The organism is Haloarcula sp. S1AR25-4 (assembly GCF_031624555.1).
Classification (GTDB): Archaea; Halobacteriota; Halobacteria; order Halobacteriales; family Haloarculaceae; genus Haloarcula; species Haloarcula pellucida.
In genome coordinates this window covers 22,174-43,016 of sequence record NZ_JAMQOR010000007.1, presented here as the reverse complement: position 1 = coordinate 43,016, position 20,843 = coordinate 22,174, and the positions used below count along the sequence as shown (strand labels likewise).

24 protein-coding genes are annotated in these 20,843 nt (G+C 60.8%); 12 read left to right on the top strand and 12 right to left on the bottom strand.

Annotated features, from left to right (window positions below; all coding sequences use genetic code 11):
* Positions 1–16 precede the first annotated feature (16 nt).
* Positions 17–916: a universal stress protein gene (locus NDI85_RS20400; RefSeq protein ID WP_310916823.1), complete on the top strand. Its 900-nt coding sequence runs from the start codon at positions 17–19 to the stop codon at positions 914–916.
* Between the two features lie 12 nt (positions 917–928).
* Here NDI85_RS20400 and NDI85_RS20395 read toward each other — a convergent pair whose 3' ends face one another.
* From NDI85_RS20395 to NDI85_RS20385, 3 genes are read right to left on the bottom strand one after another with little or no spacing between them, the layout of a single operon-like run.
* On the bottom strand, positions 929–1,204 hold the full coding sequence (locus NDI85_RS20395) for a hypothetical protein (protein WP_115819528.1): 276 nt from the start codon (positions 1,202–1,204) through the stop codon (positions 929–931).
* A gap of 3 nt (positions 1,205–1,207) precedes the next feature.
* Positions 1,208–1,495 carry a hypothetical protein gene (locus tag NDI85_RS20390; protein WP_049983676.1) on the bottom strand — a complete coding sequence of 96 codons (288 nt, stop codon included), beginning with the start codon at positions 1,493–1,495 and terminating at the stop codon, positions 1,208–1,210.
* A gap of 2 nt (positions 1,496–1,497) precedes the next feature.
* Positions 1,498–1,848 carry a helix-turn-helix domain-containing protein gene (locus tag NDI85_RS20385; RefSeq protein ID WP_142980477.1) on the bottom strand — a complete coding sequence of 117 codons (351 nt, stop codon included), beginning with the start codon at positions 1,846–1,848 and terminating at the stop codon, positions 1,498–1,500.
* Positions 1,849–1,964: 116 nt separating this feature from the next.
* Here NDI85_RS20385 and NDI85_RS20380 point away from each other — a divergent pair, with 116 nt between their 5' ends.
* Together NDI85_RS20380 and NDI85_RS20375 are read left to right on the top strand one after the other, a co-directional pair.
* Positions 1,965–2,612 (top strand): plastocyanin/azurin family copper-binding protein, encoded by a 648-nt coding sequence (locus tag NDI85_RS20380; RefSeq protein ID WP_310916822.1) that lies wholly within the window; start codon positions 1,965–1,967, stop codon positions 2,610–2,612.
* A 60-nt stretch (positions 2,613–2,672) separates the two neighbouring features.
* Positions 2,673–3,098 carry a hypothetical protein gene (locus NDI85_RS20375; protein ID WP_142980475.1) on the top strand — a complete coding sequence of 142 codons (426 nt, stop codon included), beginning with the start codon at positions 2,673–2,675 and terminating at the stop codon, positions 3,096–3,098.
* On the opposite strand, the gene NDI85_RS20370 is transcribed toward NDI85_RS20375, so the two are convergent.
* Positions 3,091–3,624, bottom strand: a complete 534-nt coding sequence (locus NDI85_RS20370; RefSeq protein WP_144927782.1) for a hypothetical protein — start codon at positions 3,622–3,624, stop codon at positions 3,091–3,093. The genes NDI85_RS20375 and NDI85_RS20370 overlap by 8 nt on opposite strands.
* Before the next feature lie 210 nt (positions 3,625–3,834).
* Here NDI85_RS20370 and NDI85_RS20365 point away from each other — a divergent pair, with 210 nt between their 5' ends.
* The 5 genes from NDI85_RS20365 (at position 3,835) to NDI85_RS20345 (ending at position 10,004) form a co-directional block, all read left to right on the top strand.
* Positions 3,835–4,503: a S16 family serine protease gene (locus tag NDI85_RS20365; protein ID WP_310916821.1), complete on the top strand. Its 669-nt coding sequence runs from the start codon at positions 3,835–3,837 to the stop codon at positions 4,501–4,503.
* Positions 4,504–4,606: 103 nt separating this feature from the next.
* Positions 4,607–7,384, top strand: a complete 2,778-nt coding sequence (gene acnA / locus NDI85_RS20360; RefSeq protein WP_310916820.1) for an aconitate hydratase AcnA — start codon at positions 4,607–4,609, stop codon at positions 7,382–7,384.
* A gap of 113 nt (positions 7,385–7,497) precedes the next feature.
* Positions 7,498–8,667 carry an NAD(P)/FAD-dependent oxidoreductase gene (locus tag NDI85_RS20355; protein ID WP_277524700.1) on the top strand — a complete coding sequence of 390 codons (1,170 nt, stop codon included), beginning with the start codon at positions 7,498–7,500 and terminating at the stop codon, positions 8,665–8,667.
* 95 nt (positions 8,668–8,762) lie between these two features.
* Positions 8,763–9,317 (top strand): DoxX family protein, encoded by a 555-nt coding sequence (locus tag NDI85_RS20350; RefSeq protein ID WP_310902004.1) that lies wholly within the window; start codon positions 8,763–8,765, stop codon positions 9,315–9,317.
* 6 nt (positions 9,318–9,323) lie between these two features.
* Entirely contained in the window at positions 9,324–10,004 is a 681-nt protein-coding gene (locus NDI85_RS20345) for an isoprenylcysteine carboxylmethyltransferase family protein (RefSeq protein ID WP_220619855.1), read from the top strand.
* Between the two features lie 170 nt (positions 10,005–10,174).
* On the opposite strand, the gene NDI85_RS20340 is transcribed toward NDI85_RS20345, so the two are convergent.
* The gene (locus NDI85_RS20340; RefSeq protein ID WP_310909326.1) at positions 10,175–11,509 is read right to left on the bottom strand and encodes a permease; all 1,335 of its coding nucleotides are present in this window, start codon (positions 11,507–11,509) and stop codon (positions 10,175–10,177) included.
* Between the two features lie 480 nt (positions 11,510–11,989).
* On the opposite strand from NDI85_RS20340, the gene NDI85_RS20335 reads away from it, so the two are divergent.
* From NDI85_RS20335 to NDI85_RS20325, 3 genes are all read left to right on the top strand, one after another.
* The gene (locus NDI85_RS20335) at positions 11,990–12,286 is read left to right on the top strand and encodes a hypothetical protein (protein WP_310916819.1); all 297 of its coding nucleotides are present in this window, start codon (positions 11,990–11,992) and stop codon (positions 12,284–12,286) included.
* A gap of 92 nt (positions 12,287–12,378) precedes the next feature.
* Positions 12,379–13,677, top strand: a complete 1,299-nt coding sequence (locus tag NDI85_RS20330) for an APC family permease (protein ID WP_310909324.1) — start codon at positions 12,379–12,381, stop codon at positions 13,675–13,677.
* A gap of 57 nt (positions 13,678–13,734) precedes the next feature.
* Positions 13,735–14,247: a metal-dependent hydrolase gene (locus NDI85_RS20325; protein WP_310909323.1), complete on the top strand. Its 513-nt coding sequence runs from the start codon at positions 13,735–13,737 to the stop codon at positions 14,245–14,247.
* Positions 14,248–14,270: 23 nt separating this feature from the next.
* Here NDI85_RS20325 and NDI85_RS20320 read toward each other — a convergent pair whose 3' ends face one another.
* The 7 genes from NDI85_RS20320 to NDI85_RS20290 form a co-directional block, all read right to left on the bottom strand.
* Entirely contained in the window at positions 14,271–14,651 is a 381-nt protein-coding gene (locus NDI85_RS20320) for a plastocyanin/azurin family copper-binding protein (protein WP_310916818.1), read from the bottom strand.
* A 41-nt stretch (positions 14,652–14,692) separates the two neighbouring features.
* Entirely contained in the window at positions 14,693–15,397 is a 705-nt protein-coding gene (locus NDI85_RS20315) for a DUF1405 domain-containing protein (protein WP_310916817.1), read from the bottom strand.
* A gap of 13 nt (positions 15,398–15,410) precedes the next feature.
* Positions 15,411–15,869 (bottom strand): hypothetical protein, encoded by a 459-nt coding sequence (locus NDI85_RS20310; protein WP_115819516.1) that lies wholly within the window; start codon positions 15,867–15,869, stop codon positions 15,411–15,413.
* Between the two features lie 2 nt (positions 15,870–15,871).
* Positions 15,872–16,873: a DUF63 family protein gene (locus NDI85_RS20305; RefSeq protein WP_310916816.1), complete on the bottom strand. Its 1,002-nt coding sequence runs from the start codon at positions 16,871–16,873 to the stop codon at positions 15,872–15,874.
* Positions 16,870–17,094, bottom strand: coding sequence for a hypothetical protein (locus tag NDI85_RS20300; protein ID WP_049983691.1), 225 nt, complete (start codon positions 17,092–17,094; stop codon positions 16,870–16,872). Before NDI85_RS20300 ends, NDI85_RS20305 begins: the two co-directional genes overlap by 4 nt.
* Before the next feature lie 20 nt (positions 17,095–17,114).
* Complete coding sequence (locus NDI85_RS20295; protein WP_115819514.1) at positions 17,115–19,721, bottom strand: heavy metal translocating P-type ATPase; 2,607 nt, start codon at positions 19,719–19,721, stop codon at positions 17,115–17,117.
* A gap of 160 nt (positions 19,722–19,881) precedes the next feature.
* Positions 19,882–20,472, bottom strand: coding sequence for an AsnC family transcriptional regulator (locus NDI85_RS20290; protein ID WP_115819513.1), 591 nt, complete (start codon positions 20,470–20,472; stop codon positions 19,882–19,884).
* A gap of 132 nt (positions 20,473–20,604) precedes the next feature.
* On the opposite strand from NDI85_RS20290, the gene NDI85_RS20285 reads away from it, so the two are divergent.
* On the top strand, positions 20,605–20,802 hold the full coding sequence (locus tag NDI85_RS20285) for a heavy-metal-associated domain-containing protein (protein ID WP_115819795.1): 198 nt from the start codon (positions 20,605–20,607) through the stop codon (positions 20,800–20,802).
* Positions 20,803–20,843: the final 41 nt, after the last annotated feature.

Genomic DNA, 20,843 nt, shown 5'->3' with positions numbered 1-20,843 from the left:
AGGCACACATCCAACTATGTATACCGACATCCTCATTCCAACCGATGGCAGTGATAACGTTGAGCCTGCAATCCAGTACGGACTTGAGCTCGCTCGCCGATACGACGCAACTGTCCACGCGCTCCACGTCGTCGACAGTTCGCCCATCGAGCGAAAGCTGGAACTGACTGCGCTGGAAACCGACCTGGAGACACTCCCAGACACGTGGTATGAGGCTGGCGATGCCGCCACCAAGCAGATCGAAACTCGAGCTGCAGAACATGGTCTCGACGCAGTAACTGAGGTTCGCCGTGGCATTCCAGCGCGTGAAATTCGTTCCTACATCACCGATAATGAGATCGACCTTGTGTGTATGGGGACCCGGGGACATACTGGTCTCGACCGAGTCCTGCTCGGCAGTGTAACGACCCGACTCGTCCGTACTGTCGATATCCCCGTGCTCAGTGTCAAAGCAAAACAGGCGCTATCAGAACCCGGAATGCGGGGAGGCTTTGAGACTATCCTCGTCCCGACTGACGGGAGTAAGCCCGCACGAGAGGCAGTCACGCACGCTCTTGATTTGGCTCGGACGTACGATGCGACACTTCATGCCCTCTACGTTGTGGATAGAGGTGCCTACGCGTCTCGTCCGGGATGGACGTGGGACGAACTGCAGCAAGTACTGGAGCAAAACGGAGAGACTGTCCTCGAAGATGTCCAGTCCCGGGCAACTGCCGACGGTGTTTCAGTCGCTGCTGAGATCACCCACGGTGTTCCTCATCAGGCAATCGGAGATTACTGCGATCAACACGGAATCGACCTCGTCGTGATGGGAACACACGGACGGTCCAGCCTTTCACGACGGATCATCGGAAGTGTGACCGAACGGGTTCTTCGGAACTCGGACGAGCCAGTATTGACCATTCGAGGAGTATAGCCGTGGCTCGAGCTACCGGCGAAGCGAGATGAGAAGAACCACGAATCCGAGACCGATGGCGACCGATTCGATGATGTGGACAAGGGCGAGATCAAGCCCCCCGAACTCGAACAGTACTCCTTCGATGAACACACCGAGGGTAATAATTCCAAAGCCAACTGCAGCGTTTCTCATATAGTACGTCCCCGTTCGTCGATACGCCTCGAAACTGTAGTACGTGATCAGAATACCGAGGGCAAGGACAGCCAGGCGGACGGCCACGAGAACGGCTGTTGTCGTATCCACCATTAGTCAGTCCTCCAGTTTCTGCGGGTCACGTCCGTATAGAGCGTAGAGGATCGTGAGCATACCAATCGCGACGATGGTTGTTGCCACCGTTCCCGCATTATGTAAGGTCAGGCCAACCACGTCGAACAAGATTCCTTCGACGATCGCGCCGAAGCTGATAATGGCGAACCCGACCGCGAGGTACAGCATCGATTGACTGTTGCTACGTCGGTACCCTCGATAGGCCTGATAGGCGATCACGAATCCCAGAACCATTGTGACGAGCTTTGCGACGATGAGTCCGGGGTGCATGGTTATTCGTTCCTCATTGTGTTCCACAACCGAGCAAATCTGTCGGGCGCGTCTTCTCGAAGTTCGATACGGATGTCGAATCCTGATTCGAGGAGCTGGACCTCGACGCGGTCGAGTTGGGCTTCGTATTCGCTGTAATGATGACCGTCGGGATCAACGTGCGTTCGCTCGATAAGCAGATCGTACTCCAGTAACGTGTTGACCCGTCTGGAAACTGTCGAGACTGACATGTCACACTCTTCGCTGAGTTCCTTGGCGGACAGCTGTTTTGGGCGAGTCGCCTCGAGGATGGCGCGTGCATAGTCGTCGTCAAGGATTTCGAGAATCCCCGAGATGTCTCGCTCCTCACTCACAATCCGTGTTGTTGTGGGTGGGTATATAAAGGAACGCCGATTTGCTGACCCAGCAAATCTGCTTTCCGGACTATATGCCCAGACCGTGTAGGTTCACCTGTAAGGTGACCGATGCCATGACCGATTCACTCACGCGTCGACGGATGCTCCAGCTGACTGGCGGTGCGGCAGTCGTTGGGCTTGCCGGGTGCACTGGAACGCAGAACAACGATGGCGGAGCGGCAAACGGCACGCCGACTGAGACTGGCCACGACGACGGCGGCACGGAGTCCGGTCACAGCGACGACGAGGATGACCACGACGAAGCAGTCGGGGCACCGTCCGATACGGCCGAGGTGCGGATGATCACCGAGGACGGTGGCTACCACTTCGAGCCCCACGTCGTGCGGGTGAACGTCGGGGGAACGGTCACCTGGAACAACGAGAGTGGGAGTCACTCGACGACCGCCTACCACCCCGACAACGACCAGCCCCAGCTCGTCCCCGACGGCGCAGCGGCCTGGGACAGCGGCATCGTCTCCGAGCAGGGTGCGACGTTCGAACACACCTTCGAGACCGAGGGTGTCTACCACTACTACTGTACGCCCCACGAGAGCCTCGGGATGCTCGGTAGCGTCATCGTCGGTGAGCCGGACCCCCACGAGCAGGTCGCACTCGAAGAGCCGCCGGCCGACAAGCCCGAGCGCGTCCGCGAGAAGCTCGAAGAACTCAATGGGATGATTCGGACGGCACTCGGCGACGACCACGAAGAGGACAGCCAGTAGACCCACATAGCTTTCCCACCGTAGCAAGCACTTCTCATCAGGACGGAGGAGCGTCGACGGATGGGTATTTCAACACAGCACCAAGATCGACCACTCGCGCTCTGGGCACTCATCGCGACGATTGGTGTGCTCGGCGTGTCGGGACTCGCCGGCGGCGGCCAGTTCATCCTCGCTCCCTCGGGGCGTCTTATTGGAATCTCGCCGACGCTTCTGGCTGGTTCCCCGTTCGATAGCTATCTGGTTCCCGGGGTCATCCTCTTCAGTATCCTCGGTGTGTTCCCGCTGGTCGTCGTGTACGGCCTCTTCCGTCGAAAACGATGGGCGTGGCCGGCGGCCATCGCCGTCGGCGTCGCGCTCGTCGTCTGGGTCCTCGTCGAAGGGGCCGTCATCGGATTCGGGAAACGGTTGCAGTATCCCCACCTAATCCAGGGTGTGGTGATCGTCGGTCTTTCAGTTCTTCCCTCTGTTCGAGCGGCTCTCAGATGAGCAGATTGTACCCGACGTGGGCGAGCGAAAGTGCGAGATACCCGAGCACGAGTGCCGCCAGGGTTCGCCGAGAGAGTGATGGGAACCCGATGTCGTCGGAGCCGTGAATCCGCTCGCCGAGTGCGTACGCGAACCGCCCGGCGAGTAACGCGAACGGCAGGTGGACGAACACCAGCGGGAGCACGAGCGAGTCGAACCGGACTGTCGCCTCCAGCCGCGACAGGTACTCGAGTTTGAGCACGAGTTCGAGGAGCGCAACGGTCAGCCCGGAGGCCACGGTCGCGAGCAACCCCTCGGTCTTCGAGAGGAGCGTCCCCCGACGGTAACTCCAGCCGTAGAAGACGAGTATCAATGGGACGAACCGGACGAATGCCTCCTCGACGAGTCCGACCAGAAGTGTCCAGGTCGCGAGGGTCGTCACTCCGAGCAAGAGAAGTTCGAACTGGTAGGCGATCCACACGCCGACCCCGGTCACGACGCTGCTCACGCCCACGAGCCCGACCAACGACCGATACCGGAGCGTCATGAGTGGTGACGAGACTGTGTCTATCCGTCGGTGCGCGACCGAAATAGGCGTACCCGTTCGAAACGCGTACACGAAGAGCATTTATTACTGCACCCGTGTTACATGGTACCACGGGAACCCAGCGTAGCCACGCACCATACTGCTATGCCCACCGATGACTCCGCGTCCGTCTCTCGCCCGTCCGATACGGAAAGAGACGTCGTAGGACGGGTGGAAGAGACGATTCTGTCACGGCGAGGGTTCCTCGCAGGACTCGGCCTGGGGAGCGTCGGCGGCGCTGGGGTGGTTCTCGGTCTAACGCGAGCGGGGGAGGGTTTTCAGTCGCTGGCGACGCTTGCGGGTGGAGCCACGCTTCCCGCGACAACACGCTACTATCTTCCAGCGGTCGACGGCTCGGGCGACGGGCTCGTCGTCCCGTTCGAGTTCGATTTCACCGACGGGGACGGTGAGCTGTTCGTCAACCTGAACGGAATCGAAGTCCGTCACGACCTCCAGCTCTCGCTCCGAGAAGCGAGGGAGACGGCCACACGTCTCACCGGAGAGTCGCTCACCAACATGGCGACGCACATCACGTTCGAGCCCCCCTCTTCCGGCGTGCTTGCACTCCGCGGGAAGAGCTGGGAGGCCGGGCTTACCGTCGCACTCGTCGCTAGCCTCCGCCAGCAGTCGCTCTCACAGGAGACGCTCATGACGGGAATCGTCGACGACGAGGGCGCGTTGCTCCCCGTCGGCGGGGTTGAGACGAAAGCGCGCGCGGCGCGGGCAGTCGGCGCACGGGAGCTGATCGTCCCGGCGGGCGAACCGACGGACGTGGCTGTTCAAGGGTTCCGAATCGTCGAATCTCCCTCGATTACAGATGCACTCGACCGGATTCTGTGACCGGGGCGTCTCACTGCTGATTGGCTCCAAGGAGCGAATCGGTCCAGCCTAGCCGATGGCTTACGGGAAACGATTCAAGAGCCGGGTCGCCGTAGCTTAGGGTATGGCCGAAACCGATCCTTTCGACGCGATACGCGAGTTCGAGTTCGACGGAGATGCCTATCGGATGGCGGACCTCACCGCCCTCGAAGAGGCGGGACTCTGTGAACTGGACCGTCTCCCGGTCAGCATCCGTGTCCTCCTCGAATCCGTCCTCCGGAACGTCGACGGCGACACGATCTCCGCCGAGGACGTTCGGAACGTCGCGTCGTGGCAACCTGACGTACCGGATGTCGAACTCCCGTTCACACCCTCGCGGGTCGTCTTGCAGGACCTCACCGGTGTCCCTGCCGTCGTCGACCTCGCTGCGCTCCGCTCAGCGGTTGACCGGAAAGGCAAGGATCCCGCGATCGTCGAGCCAGAGATTCCAATTGACCTCGTAATCGACCACAGCGTCCAGGTCGACTATTTCGGCTCCGAGGATGCCTACGAGAAGAACGTCGAACTGGAGTACGAGCGCAACGGCGAGCGGTATCGAGCGCTCAAGTGGGCTCAGCAGGCCTTCGACGACTTCCGCGTCGTCCCGCCGGGAACGGGAATCGTCCACCAAGTAAACCTCGAATATCTCGGCCAAGTGGTCCACGCTCGTGAGCGTGACGGCGAGAACTGGCTGCTTCCGGACACGCTCGTCGGCACGGACAGTCACACGCCGATGATCGGCGGCATCGGCGTCGTCGGCTGGGGCGTGGGCGGCATCGAGGCAGAGGCTGCGATGCTCGGCCAGCCCATCACGATGAAGCTTCCCGAAGTCGTCGGCGTTCGCCTCACCGGCGAACTCCCCGAGGGTGCAACTGCGACTGACCTCGTGCTTCACGTCACCGAACAGCTTCGCGAGGTTGGCGTCGTCGATCGCTTCGTCGAGTTCTTCGGTCCTGGCGTGGCGAATCTCACGGTCCCCGACCGGGCGACTATCGCGAACATGGCCCCCGAGCAGGGCTCGACCATCTCGATGTTCGGCGTCGACGAGGCGACGCTGGACTACCTCGAACTCACGGGTCGTGACGAGGAACACATCGAACTCGTTCGCGAATATCTCGATGCGCAGGGGCTGTTCGGCGAGCAGAACCCCGAGTATACGGAAACGGTCGAGCTCGATCTCTCGACGATCACGCCGAGTCTCGCCGGCCCGAAACGCCCCCAGGATCGTGTCCCGATGGACGATATGAAGACCCACTTCCGGGGGCTGGTCCACGGCGAGTTCGAGGACGAACTCGACGACGTCGACGAGGACGCACTCACCCGCTGGCTGGGCGAGAGCAGCGTCGCCGCCGACCGCCCCGACGCCGACCTCCCGGAACCGGACGTGGGCGAACTAAACGACACGGTCGACGTCGACCTCGACGGCGAGACAACCGAAATCAGGCATGGGAGCGTCGTCGTCAGCGCCATCACCAGCTGTACGAACACGTCGAACCCCTCGGTAATGCTCGCCGCAGGCCTGCTCGCCCGCAACGCCGTCGAGTACGGCCTCGATGTCCCCGAGTACGTCAAGACTAGCCTCGCGCCCGGGAGCCGCGTCGTCACCGAATACCTCGAAGCCTCGGGATTACTGCCGTATCTCGAAGACCTCGGCTACAACGTCGTCGGCTACGGCTGTACGACCTGCATCGGGAACGCCGGGCCACTCCCCGAACCCATCGAGCGCGCCATCGACGCCGAGGACCTCTGGACGGCGAGCGTCCTCTCGGGCAATCGGAACTTCGAGGCGCGCATCCACCCGAAGGTCAGAGCGAACTACCTCGCCAGTCCGCCGCTGGTGGTCGCTTACGGGCTGGCCGGTCGGATGGACATCGACCTCGAAACGGACCCACTCGGGACGGACGATAACGGGGACCCGGTCTACCTCGCCGACATCTGGCCGGACGCCGACGAAATCCACACGGCGATCCATGAGAGCGTGGACGCTTCGATGTTCGAGGAGAAGTACGCCGAAGTGTTCGAGGGTGACGAACGGTGGGAGGCACTCGACGCGCCGACCGGTGACGTCTACGAGTGGGACGATTCTTCGACGTACATCCGCGAGCCGCCCTTTTTCAAGGACTTCCCGCTGGAGGAGCCCGGTGTCAGCGACATCGCCGACGCTCGCACCCTGATGCTGCTCGGGGACACCGTCACCACCGACCACATCAGCCCGGCCGGACCGTTCTCTCGGGAGCAGCCCGCCGGCGAGTGGCTCGTCGACCAGGGTGTCGAACCTCACGAGTTCAACACCTACGGTGCCCGCCGGGGCAACCACGAGGTGATGATGCGCGGCACCTTCGCCAACGTTCGCATCGAGAACGAGATGCTCGACGACGTCGAGGGCGGCTACACGATTCACCAGCCGACGGGCGAGCAGACGACCGTCTTCGAGGCGAGCCGCCGCTATCGGGAAGATGATACGCCGCTGGTGGTGTTCGCCGGCGAAGAACTCGGCACCGGGTCGAGCCGCGATTGGGCCGCAAAAGGGACTGACCTCTTGGGCGTTCGCGCAACCATCGCGGAGAGCTACGAGCGCATCTTCCGTGACAACCTCGTCGGCATGGGTGTCCTCCCGCTGCAGTTCGCTGACGGTGACTCGTGGGAATCCCTCGGTCTCGACGGGTCGGCGCGGATTGAGATTCGTGGATTGGACGACGGCCTAGACGTGAACGACGAGTTGACCGTCGTCGCAGAGCGGGACGACGGCTCGAGAGTCGAGTTCCCGGTCACGGCACAAGTTGGGACGCCCGCAGCCGTTCGATACGTTGAGAACGGCGGAATCCTGCATCTAGTACTCCGCCGACTGCTCACCGAGGACTAATAAGGGGCAACTATCCTGAGTGACAAATGGTATTAGAGACAACTACTTCACGATCTGAAAGTTTCCGCTCTCGCTCACAGCAGTCGTCTGAACCGTTACCGCGAATCCAACGCGTGGCAGTACTCGGTGGGGCAGTCGGCGGTCTCGCCGCTGCTGAAGGCTTTTCCAAGCGAGGTTTCGAAGTAGACCTTTTCGAACGTCAGTCGTACGACGACAAACGAGTCAACTGTGGGGAAGCGATGACGGCCGTCTCGAAGATTCCACTCCGTTCGATGTCGGCGAATGGGTTCGTCAATGCTCTTCCGGAGTTACGTGTGGATATCTACGACGGAACGACATCCAGCAGACAGCACACCGGGAGTGGGAGATTCCCGGCCTCCGATACGTACATCACCGACCGAAACATCGTTGAACGACGATGGTCCGAACGCCTCGCTGAAAAGGGCGTTTCGATTCACGAAAACCACCAGATCACGAAGGCGGAGTTCCGGACGTTGGCCGATAAATACGACCTCTTGGTCGACGCGACTGGCCAACCGTCGATTACCAGCAAAGTTCGAGGGAGAACGGACGAGTACGCGGGTCGGATGATCGCCCTCAATGCTGACGTGGAGGGCGACTTTTCAGATCTCTACCCGAATAGCCAGATCGTTCTTGAGGGCTATACCGGGTACGCGTGGGCGTTCTCGAAATCGCCCGAGCGGGCAAACGTCGGCATCGGGTGGACTGAGAGCGAACGCCCAGCCGATTACATAGCCGCATTTGAGGCGGCGTGTGAACGAAACGGCTGGCCGATACCATCTCGGAGTCAGACGAATATCGCTATCATCCCCGAAGGACCGAGTCTCGATCCTGCGCTGACCTATCTACCTGAGTGGCCCGTCGTTCGTGTCGGGGATGCGGCTGGACTCGCGAATCGGCTGACCGGGAAGGGGATCTCGCAAGCAATTCAGTCGTCGTATCTCGCAGCCAAGTTGACGGCGGAGGGAAGCCTTCAGGAGTATCCAGACCGACTCTATCGGACGATGAAAGGGGAGTACCTGCTCGCCCGGATTATGCGGCACCTCGTCGAGACGCGTCAGATGACCGTTCTCGGTGATGCCGTCCAAGTGGTGTCTGGAATCGACATCGAAGACATCGATCGATCCCCACGGGCGGTTCTTCGTCGCTTCTTGGGGCATCCACGGGTGGCTGCTCGGATCTTCTCCAACCCGGCTGTAATCAAGCAGACGTATGCCGCCGTCACAGACGCCTGGGAATACGATACTATTCAGCCAGTATGACGGTATCGGAGAGATCACCCCGAAAAGGGCTCTTTATTCCGGTATGGCGAGATCCCACCGCGATTTTATAACACCTTCCCGGGAATTAGCACGATATGGCATCTCAAGAAGTTCAATTAGAAAGTACGATCGGGGGGTTCACCGCAAGCGGTCGACTACACACGTTGAGTGTCTGGTTTATCTTCGCGCTTCGGTTGATGATGGGACTGGCGTTCTTCCAGAGTGGTCTCGACAAGGTCCTCTCGGGGAGTTTTAGTGCCGGTGGATATCTCACCGGGGCCGTTCCGAATAGCGGGAGTCCACTCGCTGATCTGTTCGTCGCGATGGGGAACACGCCGTGGTTTGTTGACTTCGTGAACGTTGCAGTACCGTGGGGAGAGCTGCTTATCGGCCTCGGGTTGTTGTTCGGTGCCCTCACTCGGCTCGCTGCGTTCTGGGGGGCATTTATGATGCTCATGTTCTATTTCGGCAACTGGGATGTCACACATGGCTACATCAACGGTGATTTCGCGTACATGCTCGTGTTCCTCTCAGTCGCCGCGTTCGGTGCGGGACGGATACTCGGCCTTGACGCGTACATTGAACAGTACGAGGTTGGTGGAGTGCCGCTTGTCGAACGGCATCCCTGGACTCAGTATCTACTCGGGTAAGTAAGCGTGTCATCAATAGATACCACTATTACGAATCCCGGTGCTTGGGGCCTCGCGATTATCTTCATTGTCGTCGTTTCTTGGTTCTTCTATCGGTACTTCGCTCCTGACAGCTGGCGGGAGTGGGTCGGCGCAGGAGTGGTACAGGCGTTCATCATCGCATTATATGCGGAGATGTACGGGTTTCCACTGACGATCTATCTGCTGGTCCGGTTTTTCGGTCTGGACCGCGAGTACGTCAGTACCAATCTCTGGTCTACACTGATCGGGTTTGGCGAAACGGGTATGTTCGTATCAATGCTCCTCGGCTACGCTGTGGCGTTTGTCGGCATCGGCCTGTTTGCTCAGGGATGGCGACAAGTCTATCGTGCCCGACAGGACGACCGACTGGTCACAGACGGGCTTTACAGGTACGTCCGCCATCCACAATACACCGGTCTGTTCATCGCTCTGTTTGGCGAGGGCATCATTCACTGGCCGACAATCTTCTCTGTCGCTCTATTTCCGCTCGTCGTTGTGATTTTTACGTGGCTTGCACGGAGAGAAGAGCGTGATATGATCGATACATTCGGTGAGGACTACCGCACTTATCAGCGCAAAGTGCCGATGTTTATCCCCCGCTGGGAGCAGTGGCGCGATCTCGTGGCTGAGTCTCGTAGCAGCAGTGACGATCTCAAAGACCCATGACTTCGACGAGACCGCTCTGGAATGAATGGTATTCGTATCGAAACTGTGGTTGGGCAGTGGAAGGGAGTCAGGGATTAATTGCCCGACACCGTGGATGTTCCTTGTCTGTGTCGTCGAATTATTGATAGACGAAATTCATATTGTGAACTACGTGAGCAGGTAGATACCCGTCAGTCCGTCATCGCCGCATGCCCTTCCTCACCGCGTTCCCCGCCAGCCACCGAATCCTGTTTGTGCAGCCAGTAGAGGAACGCGAAGAACGCCGTCGCGAGGACGTTCAACACGAGCTTGTAGTTGAGTTCGATGGACACTTCGGCGATCTGCGCGGAGGCTCGTGAGGGGATGAGGCCCAGGCCCAGGAACAGGAAGTGGACCACGAACCCGGCGATAACGGCGGTGACGAAGATCATCAGGGACAGCACCGCCGCGAACGTCGTCCCGTAGTACTCGTCGTAAGCCTTCATGATCGGCGGAACGATGAGGTCCGCGAAGATGTACGACAGCACCGACCCGAAGGGGAGCCCGCGCGTCCAGAGGACGGTCCCGAACGGGACGTTCCCGACCGAACAGACGAAGGTGACGACGCCGATGATCGCACCCAGCGCGGCCGTCCAGAGGACGTACACCGGCAAACCGAACACGGCCCCGGAGAAGACGCTCGTCCAGACGGCTTCGGGGATGAACCCGGCAATGAGGCCGGCGAAGATGAACCCGATGGCGATCTCGTCCCACAGCATCGCCCACTCCTTCCACTGTTTGTCCGCGAGCGATTTCCACCCCGACCACGAGGTCGCTTTCTCCGGAATCGACGTGTTCGCTTCCTCAGGGTCGAAGGAGTCCTTGCAGGACTGCGAGCAGAAGTAATACGTCTGCCCACCATGCTCGATAGAGTAGTCGGTCTCCTCGGGATCGACCTCCATTCCACAGACCGGGTCTTGGACAGTGATGCCCTCATCGTCGGTGACGTTCTCGCGGGCTTCATCGAGAATCTTGTCGGGGACGACGTAGACGAAGCCGACCGACATCAGGCCGATGAGGAGCAGCCCACCGACCACGTCGGCCAGCAGGAACTCCCAGCCCAGCAACAACCAGATGACGATGCCGATCTCGATGACGAGATTCGTCGAGGCGAACTGGAACGCCGCCAGCGCCGCCGCAGCCGACGCCCCCTTCTTGTAGAGGTTCTTCGCCGTGGCGATCGCCGAGTACGAACACGACGAGGAGACGAACCCAAAGAACGTCGCGAGGCCGATGGAGCGAGGCCCGTGTCCCTCGAGCAGCTCCGAAATCTGCTGGGTCGAGACCCACGCCTCGACGCCGCCGGCGATGGCGAACCCGATCACGAGCGCCCACCAGGTGATCCACGCCATCGCGGCGGTGGTCGTCGCGGCCTGCCTCGTGCTCTCCACGAAAAACGTTCCGAGCGGTTTCGTCGTCGTGACGATGCCGATGGCAACGGTGATTACGGCGATGACCGAGAGGATCGCGTAATCTGATCTGTCCATTATCGTGGTGGCCTACATCTAGGGGCTCCTCTCCTAATGCGGTTGTGGCTACATCTCTGGGATATTTCGTTTGTGATCCTTTGGATACCGGCATCACAACCCTAGTGGAATTTGGAATCAAGGGGTACGCCACTTCGGGTGCGGAGTAATTGACTTGTGGCTGGCTGGGGAGGATAGTCGTATGCTCACGTCCTTTAGCGAACTTCTCGTGACGGGTATCATTCTCGCGAGCACCGTGTACACGGTGAGTAAAACGCCCGCTATCTGGCACCAGTACGAGGGAATATATGGGCACCTACTCGTTGGCGTACCGCTCGTTGGGTTACTGTTCGGGATCGCCCATCTCGGGATGCTCACACCGCTTCCGCATGGCCCGCTCGCTGCAGTGGAAACCGGTGCTCTCCTTAGTCTCGTGGCCGTACTCGGCGCACTCGGGTACATTCACCCGCGACTTGGGTATTCTAGGGGAGAATCCCGATGATGGCGCTCCTCTTCTCGTTACTCTCGGCAGTCATCGCTGGTGGGCTTGCGTTCCTTTGTTACATCCTGCTCTACGGGGACACCGTGCTGGTGATTCAGCGGCCGTTCTTTTTTAGAATCGGCGTTGGAGCCCTCTGTGCTGCCGTCCTCGGAGCGGGTGCAGTCGTGGTCGGGTGGGTTCCGACACATCTCGTTCACGCTATCTTCGCCGTGTCAGTCGCTGCGGCGGTCCAAGCGGTTCATAACGGTCTCCATCCAGATACTGAAGCGTGGTTCTACTCGCTTTTCGGAACCTGAGCATCGAAGTAGACGATTTCTACTCCCCAGGCTGAGGTGGTTTGGATTCTAAACAACAAGAAGTCTAAAGATGGCGCCCCAACGGAGAGACGATGAGCGAGAAGCTGGGCCGTCTCGGTGCAGTCTCGATTGCGCTCGGTGGTATGATCGGAGGTGGGATCTTCGCCGTACTTGGCGTCGTTGCGGAAATGTCGGGGCCTGCGGCGTGGCTCGCCTTTACCGGCGGCGGTGTCGTCGCGTTCTGCGCTGGCTACTCGTACGTTCGTCTCCAGCGGCTTGGCGACGTGTCCGGCGGCTCGGTCAGTTTCTTACAGGAGTTCGGTGAGTCGACGACGGTCGCTGGGATGGTCGGGTGGACGCTTCTGTTCGGCTATATCGGGTCGATGGGGATGTACGCGTTCGCATTCGGTAGTTTCGCGACGAAACTTCTCGGCGTCGAAACAGCCCTCGGGGTTCCACTCCGCCCCGTCGTGTCGGTTCTCAGCGTCCTGGGGTTTGTACTGCTGAACGTCCTCGGCGCCCGGGCGAGTGGCGTGACCGAGGTGCTCCTCGTCGCGGCAAAGGTCGGGATTCTCCTCATTTTCGGTGTGTGGGGGTTCTATTTTGGAGCGCGGACAGGACAGCTGACGACCGGGTTCTCCTCCGTCGCGACGGGCGGGTTGCTCATGTCCGCTGCCCTCTCGTTCGTCGCCTTTCAGGGTTGGCAGCTACTCTTTTACGACGAGGGAAGTCTTCGGAACGCCCGGACGACCATCCCGCAGGCGATCTATCTCTCAATTCCCGCGTCTCTCGGGCTGTACGTCCTCGTGGCAGTCGTCACGACGAGTCTGCTTCGGCCCGAAACGATCGCCGCGAACCCCGAGGTGTCACTCGCCATCGCGGCCGAACCGTTCATGGGGCAGATGGGGTTCATCCTCATTTCCGTGGCGGCACTGTTCTCGACTGGGAGCGCGATCAACGCCACGCTGTTCTCGGCGGCCCACTTTGCGACGGGAATGCTTGAAGACGACCTACTTCCTGACCGGATCGGAGATGCCGATGCCGACGGTGCTCCTACGCGAACACTTCTCATCTTGGGCCTGATAACGGCCGCGTTCACCGCCTACGGTAGTCTTCAGGGAATCACGTCGTTCGCGTCGCTTGCCTTCATCACCGTCTTTGGGTCGATGAGTTTCCTCGCGTTCAGGCATCGAGCGGGGCTTCGAACAGGTATCCTCCCCGCCGTCGGCGTGGTGGGTGCAGTACTGTTCTTCCCGTCGTTAGTGTACCACCTCGCCGTGATGGAACCCGCCGTCTTTAGTGTGGTTCTCGTTGTGACGGTCGTCCTCCTGGGACTGGAAATCATCTACTTCGAGCGCGAGACTATTCGCTCCGAAATCGATGGCGTGTGATGCTGACGGGGCAGCAGTGCGTGAACGGTTTACGTAACCTGGACAGTATTGTCGAGTGTGCTCTTTTGGGTCCACGCTGCAGTCGCGTATCTCGTTTACCGAGGCATTTCTGGTGGCGCTACTGACCGATGTGACGATGTCCCGATCATCGCCCTGTTCGGAGGCGCGTTGCTCCCGGATCTCGTCGACAAACCACTCGCGTTTGTACTTCCATCGCTCCCGAGTCGGTCGGTCGCGCACTCAGTGTTCGCCGCGGCACTCGTCGTCCTGATTGTCTTCTACGTCACGAAACACAGAGACCGGTGGGAGGTCGGCGCGGCGTACGCGCTCGGATATGGATCACACCTCGCTGCGGACCTCGTGGATTACCTGTTCGTCCCCGGGGAGACGCTACTGTTTCTGTTCTGGCCGGTCGTAACTGATTATCACCATGTCGAGACGATCGGAGACCTGCTCGCGCTGGTGTCTCCGACCCCGTATGTACTCGGACAAACCGTCGTCACGATACTGGGGCTCTGGCTATGGATGGCCGATGGAATGCCGGGATACCCATCGATCCACCGTCAGTGATCGAGTGAGGTCGAGTCTCGTGGTCATTCGACGATGACACGTCCGACCATCCCGCTTTCCTCGTGTGGCAGGCAGAAATACTGGTACGTCCCCGTGACGTCGAACGTGTAACTGTAGGTTTCGCCTCGTTCGAGAAACCCTCTCGCTGACGTACTCTGCCGGACGGCCTGCTCGGACTCGTAGCCGCCGCTTGCGAAGTACGACGCCTCGTTGGGAATCGCTTCTTCGTATGCCGATGCGGTATGGGGGACTCCACTCTCGTTCACCCAGGTGACCTGCTGACCGGGGTCGATTGTGACTTCGGCCGGATCGAATCGGAGGTCGCCCGTCATCGTGACCGTCGGACCCGACGGGCCGCTACCTCCGAGACAGCCAGCAATCGCGGTTGCCCCGACTGCTAGCACACTCCGGCTCCGGCGAAGTACCGACCGTCGTGAATAGCCGTTCATCGGCGCACCCCTCGTGCGGAGGACTCCTCAGTTGTTTCGAGCTTCTTCACCCGTGTCGCTAGTGCGAGAAACGTCGCGGCGAGCGTCAGCGTCACGGCCGCGGCCGCTGCGAGGTCGTGCGCTCGCACCGAGTGATCGAGTGCGCCGTTGACGAGTTCGGCCCGCAGGAACGTGTGGTGGAACTCCCCGACGAGCGGCGCGAAGTAGTCCACGATGTCGTTGAGGCCGTACCAGACGGTGGTGACGGCGACCGCACCGACCGTGAACTCGGCGTAGCGATAGATCAGGAACGACTGGAGGCTCATCGCGAGATGGCTTACGATGAGGAACCAGTAGAGCCAGGGTTCGATACCGCCCGGTCCGTTGAGAACCAGCTGGACGAACGGCGTCCAGAGACCGAGTTTGATGTTGCCGAAGAAGGCGAGCATATGGAGCCACTCGACGTCGTAATCCAGTTTCCACGCGGCGAGACTGAGCGCGACGAACAGCGTCGCGGCGGGGCTGTCGGGGACGAACGGCCACATCACTATCGGGGTTTGGGCCAGCTGGAAGCGGTAGTACCAGAACCCGAACGCAGTCCCGGCCAGATTAATCGCGACGATGACCCACGCGTACCGAAGTGCGAAGTCCTCGACGCGCCGGGGGAGTGGGGCAAGGTAGCTGGGCAGTCGATTCGTGGTCGCTGTAGGTGCGGATGTCATTCGTCTCGCCGAATTACATCCCTGTGCTGTCGTTTCGTCGGTTCGTCATAATCACGCCGCTGATCAACATCAGGACTGCGAGCGCGACCATTCCGAGGTCCCAGCCCATCCCGGCAGTCATCGACGACCCCATGCCGCCGCTCATCCCGCCGTTCATACCGGACCCCATCCCGCTACCCATTCCCCAGTTCACACTCCCGGTGACGCCGACCAGCGCCTGGTTGAGCAACATCACGAGCGAGTAGCCGATCATCAGGGGACCACTCGCGTTCCCGAGCCGATCCGCATAGGGCGTCAGCAGAACGACGCCGTGGACGACCACGACGACGCCGAGGAGCGCCATGAGGAGCCCGCTGTTCGAGCCCATCATCCCGGTGCCACCTGTCGCGGAGAGCAGCGAGTAGACTCCCGAGACGAGTGCGATTGCCGCGCCGTACTGTCGTGTCGTACCGTTTGTGTTCATCGTCTCCATTGTCAGACTCCGAGCATCATCCGAAGCGATCCACGGACGCCCATCGGGAGCCCAATCGCTCCGATGAAGAACGTCATGAGCCACCACCAGGTGTGGTTCATTTCGTCTTTCGCGTCCGCGAGGTACCACACGATACCGCCGGTCACGAGGAGTTTGAGGACGAACGTCGACCCCGAGAAGCCGGTCGCCTGGTACACGAGATTCGTCACGACCAGCTTGGGTGAATAGCCGAGGAACGTGACGCCGATGAGATTCTGCGCCGCATCCCACATCTGGCCGAAGACGGCCAGCAGGAACAACGGGTGTCGAAGGTGTGCGACATCGACGAGACTCGCTCCCCAGTAGTAGAGCGCGGTCACACCGAGGGCGATCCCCGTCGTCGCGACCGGCACCCACACGCGGAGTGGAGCCGACGTCGAGAGCCCGTGCCAGAGCGCCCACCCGACGGCACCGATCGCCCAGACCGTTCCAACGAGACCGACTATCGACGGGATGGGCCCGATATTCCGGTTACGCGCGAGTGCGCCGACGCCGAGTGAGAGGACGGTGACGGCGGTGACGACGAAGTAGATCGACGGCGTGATGAACAGCACGGCGTAGTCACCGAGCAGGCCGATATCCTCGAGGGCGCGCATCGCTCCGCCAGCAACGATGATTGGCGCGAACCCGTACGCGAGTCGAGCGTCGTACGTGACATCGAGGGAGTCGAGATACGCTCGGAGCCCGGGGAGACTGTACACGACGGCCGCGAGGTACGTCACCGTGTTCACGGCGTTGTATCCGCGGACGGCCCGTATTCCCTCGTGCGTGACTGGCTGGCCGGCAGCGTCAGCGACGACCGGGCCCCAGAGATACTGCCAGACGAATCGGTCGTAGACGAGCGTCGGGAATGCGAGGAGTGCTGCACCGACGAGGACGACCGGGGCGAGCAGATACAGGACCCACCACTCCCGAGTTCCAGTGGCGGGGAGGGCGGATCCGACGCGGCGAGTGACGGTGCTCACGACTCGCTCACCTCCAGTCGCCACGTCGTGCTTTTCGAGCGTCCCCACTGTTCGAGCGACACGTCGGTGAGGTCGTCCTGGAGCTGGCTCAGATACTGTGCGACGGCTTTCGGCGATCCGTCGAGGTCGCTGGCGATATCCCGAGCCCGAAGGTACGTGGGCTCAGTATCGGCCGTCTCGACGAGGTACGCGTGCACCGTGCGGCGGGAAATAGAGGACATGGAGCAAGTGGCTTTGGCGTTCAGCGGAGTTTCCCGAGCAGTTTGTAGTCGTGATCGGGGGTGTACCGTCGGAACAGCAGGCTGTTCGACAGCACCGACACGCTGGAGAACGCCATCGCACCGGCAGCGAGCACCGGTTGGAGTAGGCCCAGCGACGCCAGCGGGATCATCGCGGTGTTGTACCCGAGCGCCCAGACGAGGTTCTGCTTGATCTTCGCGAGCGTCGCGTCCGAGATGCGGATGGCCTTCACGACGTCGAGGGGGTCGTCGCGCATCAGCGTCACGTCCGCCGCCTCAATGGCCACGTCCGTCCCCGAGCCGATGGCCGTCCCCACGTACGCGACGGCGAGGGCGGGCGCATCGTTGACGCCGTCGCCCACCATCATCGCCTTCCGGCCTTCGTCCTGAATGCTCTCGACGGCATCGGATTTGTCCTCGGGGAGAACCCCCGCGCGGACGTTCTCGGGAGCGATGCCGACCTGCTCGGCGACCGCGCGGGCGGTCCGCTCGTTGTCGCCGGTGATCATCATCACGTCGACACCACGTTCTTGGAGCTGACTTATAGCGTCCTTCGCGCTCTCTTTGATTGTGTCGGCATCGGCGACCACACCCACGAGTTCGCCCTCGTAGGCGACGAGCATTGCCGTCTTCCCCTCGTTCTCGAGGCGCTCCATCGTGTCCTGCGCGGGCGAGGGGTCGATATCGTTGTCACGGAGGAGCTTCCGATTCCCGACCAGGACCTCACTGTTGCCGACAGTCGCTCTGATGCCGTGGCCGGGGACGTTCTCGAAGTGGTCCGGGTCGCTCACGTCGATCCCCCGTTCTTCGGCGCCGTCGACAATGGCACGGGCGAGCGGGTGTTCGCTCGCATGTTCGGCCGTGGCCGCGAGCCGCAGGACATCCTCCTCACCGAGACGGTCACGAGCGGTCAGTTGGCCACCATCTGCAGCAGTATCGCCGCCATCCGTGAGAGGCTGTCCGTCACCGTCGAACACGACGATGTCGGTGAGCTCCATTTCGCCTTTCGTCAACGTCCCTGTCTTGTCGAAGACGACCGTGTCGACGTCCTTCGCTCGTTCGAGGATGTCACCGCCCTTGAACAGGACGCCGTTCTGTGCACCGATAGTCGTCCCGACCATCGTCGCGGCAGGCGTCGCAAGGCCCAGCGCACAGGGACAGGCGATCAGTACGGCCGACGCGAACACGATGATCGAGAACTCGAAGACGGTGACGGTCCCTCCAGCGATTGCAGGTCCACCTGCCACGGCACCCCACAGCGGGAGCCACTCGACGAAGCTCGCGAGCGCTCCGGGGAACAAGTACCAGACGACACCCCAGAGAACGGCGTTGGCGATGACTGCCGGCACGAAATACGCCGAGATGCGGTCGGCGAGGTTCTGGATGTCGGGCTGGCGCGACTGGGCGTCCTTGACCGTCTGAACGATCTGCTGAAGCGCCGTGTCCTTCCCGACCTTCGTCGCCTCCACGACGAGCACGCCGTTCTCGTTGATAGTCGAGCCGACGACCTCGTCACCCTCGCTCTTCTCGACGGGGACAGACTCGCCGGTGACCATCGACTCGTCGACCGCTGACTGGCCATCGACGACGACCCCGTCGGTCGGAATCTGCTCGCCAGGCCGAACCTTCATCCGATCGCCGACCTCGACGTCCTCAAGTGGGATCTCCTCCTCGTTGCCGGCCTCATCGACGACGGTGGCCGTCTCGGCCTCCATCTCCAGCAGCTTGCGGAGCGCCTCGCCGGCTTGGCCCTTCGAGCGGGCTTCAAGGTAGTTCCCGAGGGTGATGAACACGAGGATGAGCGCGGCGGTGTCGAAGTACAGGCCGCCCGCGATGAGCCCTGAGAGGACTGCGACAGAGTAGACGTACGCAGTGGTCGAGCCCAGCGCGATCAGGACGTCCATGTTGGCGCGCTTGTTGTTCACCAGCGCATTGTACGAGTTCTTGTAGAACGGCCAACCGAGCACCAGCTGGACGGGCGTCGCCAGCAGGAACTCTGCCCAGCCGAACTCGATTCCGAGAATGGTCTCCGGGAGGACGCCACCGCCGAGGAGGAACTTCTCGGCGAGGAAAAAGAGGAGAGGTGCCGACAGCACCGCACCAAACAGGGTCAGTCGAAGCTGCTTACGGATTTCAGCCTGTCGCGCGGCGTCGCGCGCGTCCTCGCCAGAGTCGCTGTCGTCGCCGTCCTCTCGGACGGGCGAGTAGCCCGCGCTCTCGATGGCATCGTAGAGTGCATCCAGCGACGTGTCCGCGGGGTTGTACCGGACCTGGGCTTCGTCGGTGGCGAAGTTCGCCTCGGCCGCGATGACACCGGGTGTGTTCTCTAGGGCAGTCTCATTGGTCTGTACACAGTTGGCACAGGTCATATCGGAGATGCCGATGGTCACTGTGTCAGACACTGCACCATACCCGGCATCTTCGATCGCCTCGTATATCTCTTCGAGCGATACCTCGTCAGGATCGTACTCGACGGAGCCTTCATCCGTGGCGAAGTTCGCGTTCGCCTCAACGACGCCGTCGAAGGACTCTAGCGCGTCGCCAACTGTCGCCGAACAGTTAGCACAGGTCATCCCTGTGATGTCGAGATGTGCAGTTCGCGTTCCCATTCTTGCCCTATACTACGTAGTCCTTCCTTAGTGCAGTTACTGTTTCGAAACCAGTGTTTTAGACCAGTATAGAATTTAGATTCAAAGGCCTAGTTCCGTTCCACTACCGAAGGATGCCAATATCGACTTCGCCGATCTGGAGCGGAAATCGCGGCTACAACTAGACTCCGTCTTCGAGACGTTGATACTGGTCTTCGAAGCGGCCACGGCACGACGGACAACAGAAGTGATAGATGTCTCCGTCGATTCGAGCGGATTCGCCCTCGCTATCGACCGTATTCCCACACTCGGCGCACGTGATTGCGAACTCGGTGCCGTCGAGTGAGGGTGTCCATTCGAGGTCGTCGACGAGCGTCACCGAGTACTCCGTTGATGGCGCGTCTTCGAGGAGACCCTCGACCCACCGGCGAACGTTCTGTCCTTCCGCACGACCGTAGAACCATATTTTCCCCTCGGCAGTGACGAAGAGGTGTTCGATACCATCCGCGTCGTGGAGCCGGCTTCGAAGTGACTCGATGGCAGCGGTATCGTTTTCGAGCTGGACGAACACCGGAACGCCAGCTCGCAGTTGTGCGCGATTCACGTCGACGGTGAAGCCGTTGATGATGTCGGCCTCCTCTAACCGTTTCACGCGGTCTGATACGGCTGGCCCCGAGAGATCCACCTCCTCACCGATGCTGCTGAACGGGCGTCGCGCGTCCTCTGCTAGTAGCGAGAGGATCTCCATGTCTGTCTCGTCTAAATCACGCATATCTCCCCATTGAACCCCCGAACCACAATATTGTTTCCCAGCGCCAAGATTTGAATGCCATCCCACTTCCAAGATAGACTTTGGATTCGAAGCAGAAACTGACAAAGATTCCCCTCCCGTATGTACCAGTGTATGACGCAGACCATCACTGTCGAAGGAATGACGTGCGGTCACTGTGAACAGACAGTCGAAGACGCGCTTCGAGAAGTGAGCGGCGTGACCGACGCGACTGCCGATCGCGAGGCCAAACAGGCGAGCGTCGATGGCGATGCTGACGTCACGTCACTCGTTCAAGCCGTCGAGGACGCTGGATACACCGCCCACGCCTGAGAACCGCCGGAACGTACGTCCACAAGTGCCCCGCCGTTCTC